Source organism: Micromonospora psammae, from assembly GCF_036902725.1.
In the GTDB taxonomy this organism is placed as follows: domain Bacteria; phylum Actinomycetota; class Actinomycetes; order Mycobacteriales; family Micromonosporaceae; genus Micromonospora.
The window spans coordinates 73,057-90,254 of sequence record NZ_JBAKHM010000001.1 but is presented as its reverse complement, the minus strand read 5'-3'; the positions used below and the strand labels follow the sequence as shown (position 1 = coordinate 90,254).

Annotated in this window: 16 protein-coding genes; 5 read left to right on the top strand and 11 right to left on the bottom strand. The window is 72.1% G+C overall.

Features of this window, described 5'->3' with window-relative positions; all coding sequences use genetic code 11:
* Nucleotides 1-36 precede the first annotated feature (36 nt).
* Genes speB through V6U79_RS00375 form a run of 7 tightly spaced genes read right to left on the bottom strand, consistent with a single transcriptional unit; the run spans nucleotide 37 to nucleotide 7,814 of the window.
* Nucleotides 37-1,050, bottom strand: a complete 1,014-nt coding sequence (gene speB / locus V6U79_RS00405) for an agmatinase (protein WP_334613046.1) — start codon at nucleotides 1,048-1,050, stop codon at nucleotides 37-39.
* Nucleotides 1,047-2,249, bottom strand: a complete 1,203-nt coding sequence (locus tag V6U79_RS00400; protein ID WP_334613045.1) for a saccharopine dehydrogenase family protein — start codon at nucleotides 2,247-2,249, stop codon at nucleotides 1,047-1,049. Before V6U79_RS00400 ends, speB begins: the two co-directional genes overlap by 4 nt.
* Complete coding sequence (locus V6U79_RS00395) at nucleotides 2,249-3,670, bottom strand: NAD(P)/FAD-dependent oxidoreductase (RefSeq protein ID WP_334613044.1); 1,422 nt, start codon at nucleotides 3,668-3,670, stop codon at nucleotides 2,249-2,251. Before V6U79_RS00395 ends, V6U79_RS00400 begins: the two co-directional genes overlap by 1 nt.
* Entirely contained in the window at nucleotides 3,667-4,509 is an 843-nt protein-coding gene (locus tag V6U79_RS00390) for an ABC transporter permease (protein WP_334613043.1), read from the bottom strand. The genes V6U79_RS00395 and V6U79_RS00390 overlap by 4 nt, the downstream gene beginning before the upstream one ends.
* 55 nt (nucleotides 4,510-4,564) lie before the next feature.
* Nucleotides 4,565-5,476 carry an ABC transporter permease gene (locus V6U79_RS00385; protein WP_334613042.1) on the bottom strand — a complete coding sequence of 304 codons (912 nt, stop codon included), beginning with the start codon at nucleotides 5,474-5,476 and terminating at the stop codon, nucleotides 4,565-4,567.
* Entirely contained in the window at nucleotides 5,473-6,624 is a 1,152-nt protein-coding gene (locus V6U79_RS00380; protein WP_334613041.1) for an ABC transporter ATP-binding protein, read from the bottom strand. Before V6U79_RS00380 ends, V6U79_RS00385 begins: the two co-directional genes overlap by 4 nt.
* Before the next feature lie 5 nt (nucleotides 6,625-6,629).
* Complete coding sequence (locus V6U79_RS00375; RefSeq protein ID WP_334613040.1) at nucleotides 6,630-7,814, bottom strand: polyamine ABC transporter substrate-binding protein; 1,185 nt, start codon at nucleotides 7,812-7,814, stop codon at nucleotides 6,630-6,632.
* Between the two features lie 208 nt (nucleotides 7,815-8,022).
* Here V6U79_RS00375 and V6U79_RS00370 point away from each other — a divergent pair, with 208 nt between their 5' ends.
* The 4 genes from V6U79_RS00370 to V6U79_RS00355 all read left to right on the top strand — a co-directional run bounded on the left by V6U79_RS00370 (nucleotide 8,023) and on the right by V6U79_RS00355 (nucleotide 12,118).
* On the top strand, nucleotides 8,023-8,535 hold the full coding sequence (locus tag V6U79_RS00370; RefSeq protein WP_334519791.1) for an Lrp/AsnC family transcriptional regulator: 513 nt from the start codon (nucleotides 8,023-8,025) through the stop codon (nucleotides 8,533-8,535).
* A 180-nt stretch (nucleotides 8,536-8,715) separates the two neighbouring features.
* Nucleotides 8,716-10,062, top strand: a complete 1,347-nt coding sequence (locus V6U79_RS00365; protein WP_334613039.1) for an aspartate aminotransferase family protein — start codon at nucleotides 8,716-8,718, stop codon at nucleotides 10,060-10,062.
* A complete protein-coding gene (locus tag V6U79_RS00360) occupies nucleotides 10,047-10,745 on the top strand; it encodes a pyridoxamine 5'-phosphate oxidase family protein (protein WP_334613038.1) in 699 nt (232 codons plus the stop codon). The genes V6U79_RS00365 and V6U79_RS00360 overlap by 16 nt, the downstream gene beginning before the upstream one ends.
* A complete protein-coding gene (locus tag V6U79_RS00355; protein WP_334613037.1) occupies nucleotides 10,742-12,118 on the top strand; it encodes an NAD(P)/FAD-dependent oxidoreductase in 1,377 nt (458 codons plus the stop codon). The genes V6U79_RS00360 and V6U79_RS00355 overlap by 4 nt, the downstream gene beginning before the upstream one ends.
* Before the next feature lie 31 nt (nucleotides 12,119-12,149).
* Here V6U79_RS00355 and V6U79_RS00350 read toward each other — a convergent pair whose 3' ends face one another.
* Nucleotides 12,150-14,822, bottom strand: coding sequence for a P-loop NTPase family protein (locus V6U79_RS00350; RefSeq protein WP_334613036.1), 2,673 nt, complete (start codon nucleotides 14,820-14,822; stop codon nucleotides 12,150-12,152).
* Between the two features lie 241 nt (nucleotides 14,823-15,063).
* Nucleotides 15,064-15,432 (bottom strand): DUF3499 domain-containing protein, encoded by a 369-nt coding sequence (locus V6U79_RS00345; protein ID WP_334613035.1) that lies wholly within the window; start codon nucleotides 15,430-15,432, stop codon nucleotides 15,064-15,066.
* A 153-nt stretch (nucleotides 15,433-15,585) separates the two neighbouring features.
* On the opposite strand from V6U79_RS00345, the gene V6U79_RS00340 reads away from it, so the two are divergent.
* Nucleotides 15,586-16,035 carry a metallopeptidase family protein gene (locus V6U79_RS00340; RefSeq protein WP_088963879.1) on the top strand — a complete coding sequence of 150 codons (450 nt, stop codon included), beginning with the start codon at nucleotides 15,586-15,588 and terminating at the stop codon, nucleotides 16,033-16,035.
* A gap of 81 nt (nucleotides 16,036-16,116) precedes the next feature.
* Here V6U79_RS00340 and V6U79_RS00335 read toward each other — a convergent pair whose 3' ends face one another.
* Nucleotides 16,117-16,374, bottom strand: coding sequence for a WhiB family transcriptional regulator (locus V6U79_RS00335; protein ID WP_007455784.1), 258 nt, complete (start codon nucleotides 16,372-16,374; stop codon nucleotides 16,117-16,119).
* Nucleotides 16,375-16,845: 471 nt separating this feature from the next.
* A complete protein-coding gene (locus tag V6U79_RS00330) occupies nucleotides 16,846-17,190 on the bottom strand; it encodes an eL34 family ribosomal protein (RefSeq protein WP_334613034.1) in 345 nt (114 codons plus the stop codon).
* Nucleotides 17,191-17,198 lie beyond the last annotated feature (8 nt).

Here is a 17,198-nt window from a genome sequence, read left to right as displayed (position 1 = left end):
CGTCCTCCGAGTTCGTCGCCATCGACAGTCGCTCCTTCAGCGGGCGTCCAGCAGGGGCTGACGTGGATCCCAGGGTGGGCCGCCGGCCGCGTCGCGGCGGCGGCGGGCGATCGCCGACAGCGCCTCCAGGACCACCCGGTTGCCCAGGTACGCGGTGATGTCGGCGTGGTCGTACGGCGGGGCGACCTCCACCACGTCCACCCCGACGACCGGCAGCTCGTAGCAGACCCGGCGGACCGCGTCGAGCAGCTGCCGCGAGGTCAGTCCGCCCGGCTCGGGGGTGCCGGTGCCCGGCGCCATGCCCGGGTCGACCACGTCCACGTCGACGGAGAGGAAGACGCCCTCGCACTCGTCGGTCGCGATCTCGAACGCCTCGGTGAGACAGGTGTCGAGCCCCCGGGAGACCAGCTCGGTCATCTCGTAGGAGCGCATCCGCTGCTGCGCCATCCACTCCAGGGTGGGCGGGTCCGGCCAGTAGCCGCGCAGGCCGATCTGGAGGAAACGGTCGCCGCGTACCGCGCCGGACTCGATGAGCCGGCGCATCGGCTGGCCGTGCCCGTGCAGGGAGCCGAACTCGATGTGCCCGGTGTCGGCGTGCGCGTCGAAGTGCACCAGCGACACCCGGCCCAGTCCGTGCTGCCGGGCCACGCCGGTGGCGTCGGGCAGGGCGATGGAGTGGTCGCCGCCGAGCACGATCGGGATGGCGCCGGCGGAGGCGACGGCGTACACGGCCGCCTCCAGTGCCGCCAACGACCGCTCGATGTCGCCGGAGAACATCTCCACGTCGCCGGCGTCGTAGACGCGCAGGTCGCGCAGCCCGTCGACGCGCAGCGCCAGGGACGGCCGGGAGCCGTCGTGCGGCAGGTAGCAGGCCTGGCGGATGGCGGACGGGCCGAACCGGGTGCCCGGCCGGTGCGAGGTGCCGCCGTCGAAGGGGGCCCCCACGATGACGATGTCGGCGTCGGCGTACGACGACGGGTCGTCGAGGGTGCAGCGGTCCACCCCGAGGAAGGTGATGTCGGGGCCGAACATCGGGCCGTAGCGGATCATCGCTCCTCCATTCCCCACGGCGAGCCGTACGCGGTGAGCAGGTCGAGAAAGGGACGCGGCGGCAGCGCCTCCGGGCCGAGCACCCCGACGCCGGACCAGGCGCCGTCGGCGAGCAGCTCCAGGGCCACCACCGGGTTGATCGCGGTCTGCCAGACGACGGCCTGGTGACCGTACTCCCGCATGGACCACTCGTTGTCGACGACGTGGTACAGGTAGACCCGGCGCGGGGCGCCGTCGGTGCCGAGGCCGGTCACGTACGTCCCGGCGCAGGTCCTGCCGCGCATCCGGTCCCCCAGGGTGGCCGGGTCGGGCAGGCAGGCCGCGACGACGTCACGCGGGGAGACCGGGACGCCCCCGACGTGGACGGGAGCCACCGCGTCCAGGCCGAGCTTGTGCAGCACCTTCAGCACCTCGATGAACTCGTCGCCGAGGCCGTACTTGAAGGTGACCCGCTTCGCCTTCACCCAGCGCGGTATCAGCAGCACCTCCTCGTGCTCCACGTTGACGCACTCGACCGGGCCGATGCCCGCGGGGAAGTCGAAGACCTCCGGCTCGCTGAACGGTTCGGTGGTGTACCAGCCCCGGCCCTCCTCCCAGATCACCGGCGGGTTCAGGCACTCCTCGATGGTGGTCCAGATGGAGAAGGACGGCGCGAAGTCGTACCCGTCGACGGTGAGGTTCGCGCCGTCGCGTACCCCGATCTCGTCGATCTCGCTGAACAGCTCGTCGGCGGCGTAGCGGGCGAAGACGTCGGAGAGGCCGGGTTCGATGCCGATGCCGCAGAGCGCCAGGCGCCCTGCCGCGGACCAGCGGTCGGCGGCGGCGAACTGCTCGTCGCCGAGCTTCACCCCCGTCTCGGCGTAGGGCCGCGAGAGGTGCGGGTGGGACAGCGACATCGCCATGTCCAGGTAGTCGACCCCGGCGGCGAAGGCGCCGTCGAAGATCGGCATGACGAAGCGCGGGTCGACCGCGTTGAGCACGTGGGTGATCCGGTGCTCCCGGCAGAGCGCGGCGACCGCGTCGGCCGAGGAGGCGTCGACCTTCGCGGCGACGAACCGGTCACCGTGCCCGGCCACGGCGCGTTCGGCGCGGCTCAGGTCGTGGTCGGCGACGACCATGGTCTCGAAGAAGGAGCGGCGGGCGGCGATGGCGACCGCGGCGGAGCCGACACCGCCGGCGCCGACGAGCAGGATGCGCATCAGGAATCAAACCCCAAACCAAGACGATCGAGAGTACGGAGCCACAGGTTGCGCCGGCCGTCGCGCGCATCGGCGCGGGCCAGCGACCAGCGGGTGAGGTTGATGCCGGCGGCCCGGACGGGCTCCGGCGGGAACGGCAGCGGGGTGCTGCGGACCAGGTCGAGCCCGGTCAGCGGGGTCTCCTCGCCGCCCAGCAGGTCGAGCATCACCCGGGCGCCGAACCGGGTGGCGCCGACGCCGAGCCCGGTGAAGCCGGCCGCGTACGCCAACCGGCCGTCGTACGCGGTGCCGAAGAAGGGGCAGAACCGGGTGCAGGTGTCGATCACCCCGCCCCAGCGGTGGCTGAAGCGCACCTCGGCGAGCTGCGGGAAGGTGGTGAAGAAGTGTTCGGCGAGCGCGGTGAAGGTGGCCGGGCGCTGCTCCAGCTCCGGCGCCATCCGGTTGCCGTAGTGGTAGACCGCGTCGTAGCCGCCGAAGAGGATCCGCCCGTCGGCGGTGATCCGGTAGTAGTGGAACTGGTTGCCGGTGTCCGCGAGGCCCTGCCGGTTCCGCCAGCCGATCGCGTCCCGCTGGGCCGCGGTGAGCGGCTCGGTCATCAGCGCGTAGTCGTAGACCGGCACGAGCCAGGCGCGCAGCCGGCGCAGTAGCGGCGGGAAGGCGTTGGTGGCCAGCACCACCTGCCGGGCCCGCACGGACCCGGGGGCGGCGTCGGGTCCACCGGCCGTGCTGGCCCGCAGCGTGTGACCGTCGCGGCGCAGGCCGGTCACCCGGGTGTGCTCGTGGATCCGCACGCCGAGCTCCCGGCAGGCCCGCCGCAGTCCCCAGGCCAGCCGGGCCGGGTCGAGCATGGCCACCCGGTCGGAGTCCCACAGTCCGCCGAGGTACGTCGGTGAGTCAACCTCGGCGCGCACCTCGTCGGCGTCGAGCAGCCGGACCCGGCGGCCGTACCGGCGGGCCAGCTCGGCGTCGGAGGCGAGCCCGGCGAGCTGGTACGGGGCCACCGCCACCGCCAGCTCGCCGGTGCGCTCGAAGTCGCAGTCGATGCCGCACCGGGCGACGGTCTCTCCGATGGCGTCCAGGTTCTCCCGGCCGAGCCGTTCCAGCTGGTCGATCTCGTCGGGGAACCGGTCCACCCCGTTGGCCAGCCCATGGGTCAACGAGGCGGCGCAGAAGCCGCCGTTGCGCCCGGACGCCGCCCAGCCGCAGGTACCCGCCTCGACCAGCAGCACGTCCCGGTCGGGGTGGTCCTGCTTGGCGAGCAGCGCCGCCCAGAGTCCGCTGTAGCCGCCGCCGACGACCAGCAGGTCGGCGGCGTGCGTACCGTGCAGCGGCGGCAGCGGGTCGGGCCGTTCCGGGCGGTCGAGCCAGTAGGGGACGGGCGCCGCGTCGGCGAGCGCCCGGCCGGTATGCGGGAGGGTCATGACGGGCTCTTCGCCCGCTGGCCGGCCGCCGGGGCGGCCGCGAGGTGGCTGCGTCGGGCTCGCCGGCCACGCAGCGAGCTGACCCCGACCAGCAGCAGCGCGATGCCGAACATCGCCGTGCCGATGACGTTGACCTGCGGCGGGATGCCCCGCTGGGCGGCGCCCCAGACGTACATCGGGAAGGTGACGGTGGTGCCGGCGTTGAAGTTCGTGATGATGAAGTCGTCGAAGCTGAGCGAAAAGGCGAGCAGCGCGGCGGCCACGATCCCGGGCAGCACCAGCGGCAGGGTGATCCGCCGGAAGGTCTGCCACTCGCTGGCGTAGAGGTCCATCGCGGCCTCCTCCAGCCGCCGGTCCATCCCGGCGAGCCGGGCCTTGACCGTGACCACCACGAACGACACACAGAACATGACGTGGGCGATGACGATGGTCCAGAAGCCCTGCGGCACCCCGGCGGAGACGAAGAGGGCGAGCAGCGAGGTGCCCATCACCAGCTCCGGGGTGGCCATCGGCAGGAAGATCAGCACGTTGAGCCCGGACCGGCCGCGGAACCGGTGCCGGACCAGGGCGAAGGCCATCAGGGTGCCGAGCACGGTGGCGACGAGCGTCGCGATGAAGCCGATCTGCACGCTGCGCAGCACCGCGTCGCACATGTCCGAGCTGGCGCAGGGCTGTCGCCAGTTGTCCAGGGTGAACTCGTGGAAGTCGTACGACAGGCGGCTGGACGGGCGGTTGAAGGAGAGGCCGGCGACCACCAGGATCGGCAGGGCGAGGTAGCCGAGGACCAGCAGGGCCACGCCCATCACCCAACGGTCGGCCAACCAACGGGACACCCTCACAGCGCTCGCCCTCCGTTCGCGACTGCGGGGCTCCGCTCCGCTGCACTCCTCGCGCTCACAGCACCTCCTCCGTGCCGGCCCGGCGCAGGTACACGAAGACCACCGCGAGGATCGCCGCCATCAGCAGGAACGACAGCGCCGCGCCCTGCGGGTAGTCGAGCCGGACCAGGAACGCCGAGTCGATGACGTTGCCGATCATGTACTCGTTGGGCGTGCCGAGCAGCTCCGCGTTGATGTAGTCACCGGTGGCCGGGATGAAGAAGAGCAGCGTGCCGGCGATCAGGCCGGGCATCGACAGCGGCAGGGTGACCCGGCGGAACGCCTGCACCGGACTGGCGTACAGGTCGCTCGCCGCCTCCAGCAGCCGGGGGTCCAGCCGTTCCAGGCTCGCGTACAGCGGCAGTACCAGGAAGGGCAGGAAGTTGTACGTCAGGCCGAGCACCACCGCGATCGGGGTGGCCAGCAGCCGGCCGTCCGGGGCGAGCAGGTGCACGTCGCGCAGCACCCCGACCAGCGCGCCGTTGTCCGACAGGATGGTCTTCCAGGCCAGGGTGCGGACCAGGAAGCTGGTGAACATCGGGGCGATCACGCAGACCAGCAGCAGGTTCTTCCACCGGCCGGCCTTCTGGGCGATCGCGTACGCCAGCGGGTAGCCCATCAGCAGGGCCAGCACCAGCGCGATCCCGGCGTAGGCGAAGGACCGGGCGAACTGCGGCCAGTACGCCTGCAACGCCTCCGGGTAGTTGCCGAACGCCCAGGTCAGCGCGTACCCGGTGGAGAGCGAGCCGCTGGGGTCGTAGAGGCTGGCGGCGGCGAGCTGGAACAGCGGCACGGCGAAGAAGACGAAGAGCCAGGCCGCGCCGGGCACCAGCAGCAGGTACGGCAGCAGCCGTCGTCGACCCCGCCGGGGTGGTGGCGCCGGGGCCGCCGGGCCCGACGGGGTGGGTACGTGGGCGAGAGCCGTCACGACGACGCCCCGACCGGCTCGTCGAGCAGCGGGCTGGTGCGGTCCTGCTCGCCCGGCTCGCGGGGCAGCAGGAAGGCGTGCCGCGGGTCCCAGTGCCCCACCACCGAGGTGCCGACCGGGAGCTGGCCGCCGAGCCCGCTGTTGGCCGCGAACGCGGAGAGCTCGCTCCCCCAGCCGGTGCGCACCAGGTACTGGGTGCTGACCCCCACGTAGGAGGCGTCGGTGACCACACCGGTGACGTGCTGGTGGCCACTGGGCACCTGGTCGGCGGAGCCGACCAGGTGGAGCTTCTCCGGGCGTACCCCCAGGTAGACCGGGCCCCGGTCGACGCGGGCACGGTCGGCTGGCACGGAGAGGCGGGCACCGTGGGCGGTGACCGGCACCTCGGACCCGGCGGGGCCGGCGGCCTCGGCGGCGAGCAGGTTGGACTGGCCGAGGAAGTTCGCCACGAAGGCGGTGGCCGGGTACTCGTAGAGGTCGGCCGGGGCGCCGAGCTGCTCGATCTGCCCGGCGTTCATCACCGCGACCGTGTCAGCCATGGTCATGGCCTCCTCCTGGTCGTGGGTGACGTGCACGAAGGTGATGCCGACCTCGGTCTGGATCCGCTTCAGCTCGATCTGCATCTGCCGGCGCAGCTTCAGGTCGAGCGCGCCGAGCGGCTCGTCGAGCAGCAGCACCTGCGGGTGGTTGATCAGGGCGCGGGCCAGCGCGACCCGCTGCTGCTGCCCGCCGGAGAGCTGGGCCGGGCGGCGCCGGCCGTAGCCGTCGAGCTGCACCAGCGACAGCATCCGCTGGACCTGGTCGTCCACCTTGCGGATGCCGCGCCGGCGCAGCCCGAAGGCGACGTTCTCGGCGATGTCGAGGTGCGGGAAGAGCGCGTAGCTCTGGAACACGGTGTTCACCGGCCGTCGGTACGGCCGCAGCCGGGCGATGTCCCGGTCGCCGAGCAGCACCTGACCGCTGGTCGGTTCCTCCAGGCCGGCGATCATCCGCAGGGTGGTGGTCTTGCCGCAGCCGGACGCGCCGAGCAGGGCGAAGAAGGAGCCCTGCGGGATGGTCAGGTTGAGGTCGTCCACCGCGGTGAAGACGCCGAACCGCTTGGTCAGGTGGGCCAGCCTCAGGTCGCCGGCCGGTGACTCGTGTCCCATCGTCCTCACGCCCCGATGACCTGCTGGAACTTGGACTCGTACTCCTTCTCCTGCTTCTCGTCCAGGGCCATGAAGACCTTGGACTTCGACAGCAGGGTCTCGTCCGGGAAGATCAGCGGGTTGGCGGCCAGCTCCGGGTCGATCTTCTCCATCTCGGCCTGGGCACCCTTGACCGGGCAGATGTAGTTGACGTACGCGGCGAGCTTCGCGGCCACGGCCGGGTCGTAGTAGTAGTTGATCAGCTCTTCGGCGTTGCCCTTGTGGGTGGCCTTGTTCGGCACCATCATGTTGTCGCTGAAGAGCAAGACGCCCGAGTCCGGCGCCACGAACTTGATCTTCTCGTCCTCGCCGGTGAGCTGGATGACGTCGCCGGACCAGCCGATGCACGCGGCGATGTCGCCCTTGGCCAGGTCGGGGGCGTAGTCGTTGCCGGTGAACTTGCGGATCTGCCCCGAGTCGACGGCCTTCTTGAGCTTGTTGAGCGCGTCGTCGAACTGGGCGGCGGTGAAGTTGGCCGGGTCGTGGCCGTTGGACTGCAGCAGCAGGCCCATGGTGTCCCGCATCTCGCTCAGCGCGGTCACCTTGCCCTTGAGGTCGGGGCGGGTGAGCAGTTCGTCGACGGTGCGGATCTCCTTGGTGACGTTGCCGTTGTAGGCCAGGCCGGCGAGGCCCGACTGCCACGGGATGGAGATCCGGTTCTCCGGGTCGAAGGGGCGGTTGAGCAGCGACGGCAGCAGGTTCGCCGTCACGTTCGGGATCTTCGCGGGGTCGAGCTTCTGGATCCAGCCGAGGCGGATCATCCGGGCGGCCATCCAGTCGGTGAGGACGATGATGTCCCGCCCGGTGGCCTGACAGCCGGCCAGCTGGTTCTGCACCTTGCCGAAGAACTCGTTGTTGTCGTTGATGTCCTCGGTGTACGTGACCTGGATGCCGGTCTTGGCGATGAAGGCGTCCAGGCTGGGCCGCTTCGACTCGTCCTTCTCGTCCACGTCCATGTACTGGGGCCAGTTGGAGAAGGCGAGCTTCTTCTCGGCGCCGGAGAGGTCCTCGCTCTTGCAGCCTTCCTCGGTCTGGGTCGCGGCCTTGGTGCCGCAGCCGGCGAGCGCGCCGCCCGCGGCGAGCAGGGCGGCCGAGGAGAGGGTGCCGGTGAGCAGTCCACGCCGGCTGAGGGGCCTGAGGGGAGTGCGCATTGACGACTCCTAGGGGGTCGTCCGTCGGCGGCAGGGACGGGGGTGACGCGCCGGCGGGGGAGGTCAGGGGCCAGGGACGACTGATCCTGACATGAGGTGACCTTCCTTACAAGGGATTCCGTTGCCGGAATAGCTTCACACGACGAATTACGCCAGACTGCGCGGTGGCACTAGGCTCAGCCCTGGAAACGGACATGGGGAGCGATCGATGACCAACCGGCAGCAGGAGAACGGCAACGGCGCGCGCCGCGTCACCGTGCGTGAGGGCGCGAGTCACGCTCTGCTCGACGACGTGGCGAAGCAGATCATCGAGCAGCTCCAGGAGGACGGCCGGCGACCGTACGCCACCATCGGCAAGGCGGTCGGGCTCTCCGAGGCGGCGGTACGCCAGCGGGTGCAGCGGCTGCTCGACGCCGGGGTGATGCAGATCGTCGCGGTGACCGACCCGCTCCAGCTGGGCTTCCCCCGGCAGGCCATGATCGGCCTGCGCACCGACGGCGACCTGGAGGCGGTGGCCGACCGGCTGGCCGAGTTCGACGAGATCGACTACGTGGTGATCACCGCTGGCTCGTTCGACCTGCTGGCCGAGGTGGTCTGCCGCAACGACGCCCACCTGCTGGAGATCCTGCAACGGCTGCGCGCCGTCGAAGGGGTGCTGGCCACCGAGGCGTTCGTCTACCTCAAGCTGCGCAAGCAGACCTACAGCTGGGGCACGGCCTGACCGACGACCGCCGGCCTGTACGGATTCCGTGGTGGTAGCCGTGGGCAGTCGCCGAATCCGTTGCCCCGGAGACGATTCACTGCCGATCCCACTTGCTTTGCGCCGTCAGACTGTGCGATAACCGTGGGCAGAGCGGCCGGTGCCACCCCCTGATCCGGCCCGAGACCCGATGGGGCTGACATGGCCAACGCCACCGACCACCTCTGGATGCACTTCACCCGGATGGCGAGCTACTCCGCCGGTGAGGTACCGACCATCGTCCGCGGTGAGGGCGCGTACGTCTGGGACTCCCAGGGCCGCCGCTACCTCGACGGGCTCGCCGGGCTCTTCGTCGTCAACGCCGGCCACGGCCGCACCGAGCTGGCCGAGGCGGCCGCCAAGCAGGCCGGCGAGCTGGCCTACTTCCCGCTCTGGTCGTACGCCCACCCCAAGGCCGTCGAGCTGGCCGAGAAGATCGCCTCGCTCACCCCCGGCGACCTGAACCGGGTCTTCTTCACCACCGGCGGTTCCGAGGCCGTCGAGGCGGCCTGGAAGCTGGCCCGGGCCTACTTCAAGCGCACCGGACAGCCCAACAAGCACAAGGTGGTCAGCCGGTACATCGCGTACCACGGCACCTCGATGGGCGCGCTGTCGATCACCGGGCTGCCCGGCATCAAGAGCGACTTCGAGCCGCTGGTCCCGGGCGGCATCAAGGTGCCGAACACCAACTTCTACCGCGCCCCCGAGCACGGCGACTCGCCCGAGGCGTTCGGCCGCTGGGCGGCGGAGGAGATCCGCCGCGCCATCGAGCGGGAGGGGCCCGACACCGTCGCCGCGGTCTTCCTGGAGCCCGTGCAGAACTCCGGCGGCTGCTTCCCGCCGCCGCCCGGCTACTTCGAGCGGGTCCGGGAGATCTGCGACGAGTACGACGTGCTGCTCGTCTCCGACGAGGTGATCTGCTCCTGGGGCCGGCTCGGCGAGTACTTCGGCGCCGTCCGGTACGGCTACCAGCCCGACATCATCACCACCGCCAAGGGCATCACCTCCGGGTACGCCCCGCTCGGCGCGATGATCGCCAGCGACCGGTTGATGGAGCCGTTCCTCACCGAGACCGGCATGTTCGCCCACGGGGTGACCTTCGGCGGGCACCCGGTCTCCTGCGCGGTGGCCCTGGCCAACCTCGAGGTCTTCGCCCGCGAGGACCTCATCGGACACGTCCGCGCCAACGAGGACGCCTTCCGGTCCACCCTGGAGAAGCTGTACGACCTGCCGATCGTCGGCGACGTGCGGGGCGACGGGTACTTCTACGGCATCGAGCTGGTCAAGGACAGGGCGACCCGGGAGACTTTCGACGAGGCGGAGTCGGAGCGGCTGCTGCGCGGCTTCCTCTCCAGCGCGCTCTTCCAGGCCGGTCTCTACTGCCGGGCCGACGACCGGGGCGACCCGGTGATCCAGCTCGCCCCGCCGCTGATCGCCGAGCAGCAGCAGTTCGACGAGATCGAGCAGATCCTCCGCGCGGTGCTGACCGAGGCATGGGCGCGCCTGTGACCGGGGACGGGTCGACGTCGGACGGGGCCGGGTCTCGCGACGGCGAGCACCGGCCCCGCGCCGTCGGGGGGACCGACCGGACCCGGGTACGCCGGCTGCCCGAACTCGCCGTCGCGGACCGGGCCGTCCTGCACGCCGTCCTCGACGCCGGCCGGGTCGGGCACCTGGCCATCGCCGAAGCCGGGCAGCCGTACGCGCTGCCGGTGTCGTACGCGCGCGACGGCGACCGGGTGCTGGTGCACGGCTCCACCGGCAGCCGGCTCTTCCGGCACCTGCTCGCCGGCGCGCCGGCCTGCCTGACCGTCACCCTGCTCGACGGCCTGGTGCTGGCCCGCAGCGCCTTCGCGTCCTCGATGAACTACCGGTGCGCCATGGTGCTCGGCGCGCTGACCGCGCTCGACGGCGAGGAGAAGCTGGCCGCGCTCGAACGGCTCACCGCGCACCTGCTGCCCGGCCGCTGGGCGGAGATCCGGCCGCCGTCGGCGAAGGAGCTGGCCGCCACGCTGGTGCTCGCCCTGCCGCTGGACGAGTGCTCGGTGAAGGTCAGCGCCGGGCCGCCCGACGACCCGGACGACGACCTGGACCAGCCGGTCTGGGCGGGCGTGGTGCCGGTCGTCGAGACGCTCGGCGCTCCGCAGCCCGATCCCCGCCTGCGCCACGACCTGCCCGCACCGCAGTGGTGACGGGCTACCGGGAGCTGTCGTACTGGCTGTCCAGCGTGGACGAGCCGTTGACCCCGCGCGGCGCGCTGCCCGGCGACCGCGACGCGGACGTGGTGATCGTCGGGGCCGGCTACACCGGGCTGTGGACGGCGTACTACCTGGCGGTGGCCGATCCGACGCTGCGGATCACCGTGCTGGAGGCCGAGATCGCCGGGTACGGCGCCTCCGGCCGTAACGGCGGCTGGTGCACGGCGCTCTTCCCCACCTCGCTGCCCGCGCTGGCCCGCCGGCACGGCCGGGACCGGGCCCTGGCCATGCAGCGGGCCATGCAGGAGACCGTCCGCGAGGTGGGCCGGGTGGTCGCCGCCGAGGGGATCGACTGTGACTGGCAGCCCGGCGGGACGGTGGTGCTCGCCCGCAGCGAGGTCCAGCTCGGCCGGGCCCGGGCCGCCGTCGCCGAGGCCCGCGCGCACGGCCTGGCCGACGACGACCTGGTGCTGCTCGACGCCGCCGAGGCCGCCGGCCGGTGTGCCGCCGAGGGGGTACGCGGTGGGACGTACACCCCGCACTGCGCCGCCGTGCACCCGGCCCGGCTGGTCCGCGGGCTGGCCGAGGCGGTGGAACGCCGCGGGGTGACGGTGTTCGAGCGGACGCCGGTGACGGCGGTCCGGCCCGGTGTGGCGGTGACCCCGCACGGCACCGTCCGGGCGCCGGTCGTGGTCCGCGCCACCGAGGGGTACACGCCGGGGCTGCCCGGGCAGCGTCGCGCCGTCGCCCCGGTCTACTCGCTGATGGTGGCCACCGAGCCGCTGCCGGAGGAGACCTGGGCGCGGATCGGGCTGGCCGAGCGGGAGACCTTCTCCGACTACCGGCACGTCATCATCTACGGCCAGCGCACCGCCGACGGCCGGCTCGCCTTCGGTGGGCGGGGCGCGCCCTACCACTTCGGCTCCCGGGTCACCCCCGGCCACGACCGGGAGCCGCGGGTCTTCGCCGCGCTGCGCCGGGTGCTCGGCGAACTCTTCCCGGTGCTCGGCCCGGAGGTGCCGGTCAGCCACGCCTGGGGCGGGCCGCTCGGCGTGGCCCGGGACTGGTCCGCCTCGGTCGGGCTGGACCGGTCCGGGTTGGGCTGGGCGGGCGGCTACGTCGGCGACGGCGTGGGCACCAGCAACCTCGCCGGCCGTACCCTGGCCGACCTGATCCGGGGCGAGGAGAGCGACCTCGTGCGGCTCCCCTGGGTGAACCACCGCTCCCCCCGGTGGGAACCGGAGCCGCTGCGCTGGCTCGCCGTCAACGCCGGCCTGAAGCTGATGTTCTCCGCCGACCGGGCGGAGGCCCGCTCCGGCCGCCCCTCGCGCCGCGCCGCCGCCTTCTCCCGCCTCCTCGGCCACTGACCGGCGCCCGCGAGCCGCATCGGCGACCGGCTCAGCCGGGGTCCGTCGTCCCGGCCCCCGTCGCGGGAGCGGGCACCGGACCGTTCGGCGTCGGCCTCGGCCGGGGAGCGGCCGGGGCGTCGGTGATCGACAGCAGCACGAAGGACAGGTTCAGGGCGAGGTCGCGTCGCGCCTGGGCCAACCGCTCCACCTCGGCCGACCCGATGCTCGACGCGGTGGTGGAGAAGATCCGCCACACCTCGGCGTGGAAGGCGAGCACCACGCGCACCTCCCGGCGTACGGAGGCGACCCGATCGTCGGCTGCCGGCTCCGCTCGCGAGCCGTCGTCCGCGACGCCGACCGCTTCGGTGGCGAACCGGTCGGGCGGCACCGCCCGGGTACGCAGGCGGGCGAAGACGGCGAACAGGTCCGCCGGCCACTCCTCCTCGCCGGGGGTGCCGGCCAGGGTCGCCCCGGCGTAGCGGGCCAGCTCCTCGCGGAGCACCCGCTCGGTCACCGCGCTGATCCACGCCTTGCCGGTCGTCTCCAGGCCGGCGTTGATGATCGAGCGCATCACCCGGATGGAGTCGCGGGGGATGCCGCCGGACAGGCAGTAGCAGAGCTGGATGTACGGCTCGGACAGGCCGAGGACGCGCCGCTGCAACAGCTCACGCGTCTCGTCCAGCGACATCGGCAGGGCGTAGACGACCTCGTCGAACGCGCTGTCGACCTCGGTCCGGACGGTCAACCCCCGCCGCTCGAAGTCGATCATCGCGTCCTGGGACACGGACACGATGAAGTAGCTGCGGTAGACCCCGAAGATGGCCTTCAGGTCGTTGATGAACTGCCGTGCGTCGTCCTTGTCCCCGATCTTGTCGAGCTCGTCGATGGCGATGACCACCCGGCCGCGTGCCGTGGCGCGTTCGATCAGGCTGCGCAGTCGCGCCACCATCTCCGGCATCGTGATGGCGCGCCGCGCGAGCAGGGTCGAGTCGGTCTGGGACAGCTCAGCGGCGAGCTTCACCGCGGCGCCCGCGCCGGCGCTCACCTTGGCCGCCCGGGCCACCGAGTCGGACTGGTCGTACACCAGCACATTGCGCAACGCCTCCGCGTCCGCGTAGAGCGGCGCCCACGGCGAATCGGGGACGGTGGCAGCCGTACGGGCGCTGGCGTCGACCAGCTCCGCGTCGAGCCTGCGCTCGGCGGTGCGCCGTGCCCGCCGGACTCCGGCCGCGACCAGCGCGAGGATCAGGACGAGGCCGGCCACGGTCGGCGCCCACCGCAGCACGGGCTCGCGCAGCTCCACCACCACGTGCCACCAGTGCTGGTAAGCCACGGCGACGAGCGCGGCGGCGGCAACCGCCAGATGCAGATGCAGCTGGCGGACGACCAGCAGCGCGCCGAGCACCCGCTCCGGAACGAGCTGTACCGCGAGCGCCACCGCGGCGGCCACCACCGCCACGATCGACAGCGGGATGCGCAACTCCGCCGCCGGCAGGGTGGCCCGCAGCGCGGCGACGGTGGCCACCGCGGTCCCGCCGACGAGGAGATAGGCGGCGATCCGCCCGGCCAGCGCGGAGGTGAACAGGCGGCGTACCCTCCGGTTGGCCGAGCGCCCCGTCTCCGACAGCGAGGGCGCGGGGCGAGCGAGCTCCGGGCCGGCGGGCGGGCCGATCGCGGTGCACACCTCCAGGGCCAGGTGGGTGAAGAAGTCCACCGCCACATACCGGACCGGGGCGGACAGGTAGATCCGCAGGAGCGGCTCGTCCCAGATGGCGAAGCCCTCGTCGGTCAGTGCCCGGAGGATGGTGGTCTTGCCGACCCCTCGGGGACCGGAGAGCCCGACGCTGCCGCCCGGCAGTTGCCGCAACAGTCGGACCAGCCGGTTCATCGACCCCGTCGCGATCTCGAACCGCTGGTCGTCGACCTCTCCGAGGCCGGGCGCGCTGATCACCGTGAACTCCCGGGGGTCCACCGGCCCGGCGGCCGCCGACCCGCTCGCCCGCTCGTTCAGGTACGTACGGATTTGCGGCAGCACCTGCTGCTCCAGGACCGCACGGCGGATCCGCAGCTCCAGCTCCTCGATGCGGGAGACGACGTCGCGGTAGTCGACGTCGTCGTCGATGATGCGGGCGACCCGGGCGTCGATGGCCCTGCGGTCCAGGATGTTCGGTTCCGATTGGCGGCGCTGTCGGCGCAGCACCCGCACCACCAGGCCGACGACGAGCACGGCACCGAGGAGACCGGCCACCGCGATCGGCACGACGGCGGCCGGCGCCGGCAACAGGTCCTGTCGGGCGAGCCACACAGGGACCGTGAACAGTCCGACGAGCAGGAGGAGATGCAGGACTCCCAGCGGCTTCGCCAGGGCGGGGTGCAGGTCCCGCCGCCAGTCGGCCGGGATGCCCCAGGCGACGAACCACAGCGGCTCGAGCGCCCGGTCGATGACGTCGTAGGGCACCTTCCCTCGGCGGTAGACGGCCCGCCAGAAGGGGTCGACGACGTTGCGGATCGCGGTGGTGATGAAGATCCGCTCCTGCTCCAGCTCAGCCAGCTGGGCCAGTTCCGCGCCGTGGGGCTGCAACAGGCGGGGACGGAGCTGCTGGAGATGACGCTTGATCTGCTCCGGTCCCAGGCCGACCCGTACGGAAGCGCCGCTCACCTCGTCCAGGCCCAGGGCCTCTTCCACGGCCTGGTCGAAGATCGAGTCGCCGGCGCTGTCCACCCCAGGAACCTCCGGCTCGGCGTCGACGTCGGCGCCCGCGGGAACGCGACGGCGGACGGCAGGTCGACCTCAGGCCGGTGACCGCCAATCGGGGCGCACGCCGCGTCGGCTACGGGCGGCGGCGCGTGATTCACGTCCGCCTGACGCCGGAGCCTAGTGCGGGCGGCCTGCGGAGAACCCGATCCGTCTCGTTCCGGACAGTCTCGACCCCGGTGGACCGGGACGTGCTAGCCGGCGCCGGTCAGTGGTTGGGGGGGATGACGCGGAGGTGGCCACGGCGCCCGGTCTGGTTGCCCTGGTGGGCGGGCTGGTCGTCCTCGGGCGGTCGGGGGGCCACCGGGCGGGCGGCCTCGCGGACGGCCTCGGCGAGGGCGACCAGATCGTCGGTGGTGGGCGGGGGCGGCTCGAACTCGCCCTCGTGCCGGACGACGTCCCAGCCCCGGGGGGCGGTCAGGCTCCGGGCGTGCGGCTCGCAGAGGTCGTACGTGTGCGGCTCGGCGAAGGCCGCCAGCGGGCCGACCACGGCTGTCGACTCGTTGTAGACATAGGTCAATGTGGCGACCGCTTGCCGGGGGCAGCCGTTACGGGAGCAGCGCCGTGGTGACCTCACGTGCGGCAGGGTATCCCCAATACCGGGTACGGCGCATCGGTTCGCGTTCCGACACGCCCGTCACGGTGATCACAATTCGCACCGGTCGCGTCCCGGCGCGCCCGGAGGCGGCGGTGCCGCAGGCCGGGCCCGCGCGGCAGCTACCCTGGCCTCATGACGAGCCCGGAACACCGCCGCCCCGGCTCCGGCCGGCGCACCCACCGCGACCGCCACGGGCGCGGCCTGCGTGGGCGGCTGGTGCCGGCGACCGTCCCGCTGGCCCGGACCAAGGCGGAGGTCTTCGACGACCTGGTGCTGGACACCGTCGAGACTCTGGAGCGCCGCTTCGCCAAGGAGCTGGCCGGCGTCGAGTTCGCCGTGGAGGACGTCCCGCCGGACCTGAACGTCTACGACTCCGACGTGCTGGAGGACGGCGAGGTCCCGCTGGCCCGGCTCCTGCCGGGCCGTCCGGGCCGGCAGGAGGTGCCGCCGCGGATCGTGCTGTACCGCAGGCCGCTGGAGTTCCGCGCGATGGACCGCGAGGACCTCGCCGACCTGGTGCACGACGTGATCATCGAGCAGGTGGCGAACCTGCTCGGGGTCGACCCGGACGAGCTGGCCTGACCGACCCCCGGGTCGGCCGCCCCCGCGACCGACCGTCGGGCGCGAGCCGGGCGGCCCCCACCGCCCCGACTCCGCGTCAGCTCAGGCGGCCCGCCGCTTGAGCTTGCGCCGCTCCCGCTCGGAGAGCCCACCCCAGATCCCGAACCGCTCGTCGTGGCCGAGAGCGTATTCGAGGCACTCCGTCTTGACCTCGCACCGCGAACAGATGCGCTTCGCCTCGCGGGTCGATCCGCCCTTCTCGGGAAAGAAAGCCTCCGGGTCGGTCTGCGAGCAGAGTGCCCGCTCCTGCCACTCCGGCGCGTTCCCGAGCAGGTCGGCCACTTCAAGCTGGCCGTCCATCAGATGCCTCCTTGTCGCGCACCGGCGTCATCGCCGCTGCAACCCCCCACGCGAAAGGCGTGCTTGTCCGTCCGGTCCAAATTTGTTGCGTTCCGCGCGAACAACCCCATTCAAATTACACGCGTGTAATGCATGCGCCGTCAAGCCGAACTTGATAATGGAGTCGCCCTCCCGACACGCTTCCGGACGGCCACTCGGACCACCCGGCCTCGCAACCTGCCCTATCGATTCAGACCCCAGAGGAGTAACGCCCTCTCCGGCGAGTTGCCCGAGATTTCTGCCGTGGCGTCGCCATCGTGGACACCGCCGGGGTACGCCGGCGGAGGCTCCGGTGGACCGGCCACCAAGATCAGGATCTCGGTGGGGCACAGGTTAACGCGGTTCGGTCGAGGCTGCCCGTCGAGCCGGAAATGCCGACAGCGCCCCGTCCACAATGTGGGCGGGGCGCGGCGACGGACCGGGGTGCGACGATCAGTCCGCCCCCGGTGAAACGCTGGTCGGCCAGGTGAATTCGGCGATCTCGCCACCCGTGACGGAGATCGCTCCCGCGGGCGTACTGTCGTCCCACCAAACGGTATAGAGGCCTGCCGGCAGGTCCGGGTAGACCGCACTGTGGAACACCCCGTCCCGGACGATCCGCTCGCGAACCGCGGAGTGGGTGCGCGGCCCGGCGGCCCCGTCGGCGCGACTGATCTCGATCTCCCGGCCCCGCAGGTCGCGTCCGGTGTGAATGATCAAGGCACCGGTGTCGCCGCCGAGATCGAGCAGGACCGTGCCGCTCTCCGTCGGCCCGTACGCGTGTCGATGTCCGTGCATTCCCGACT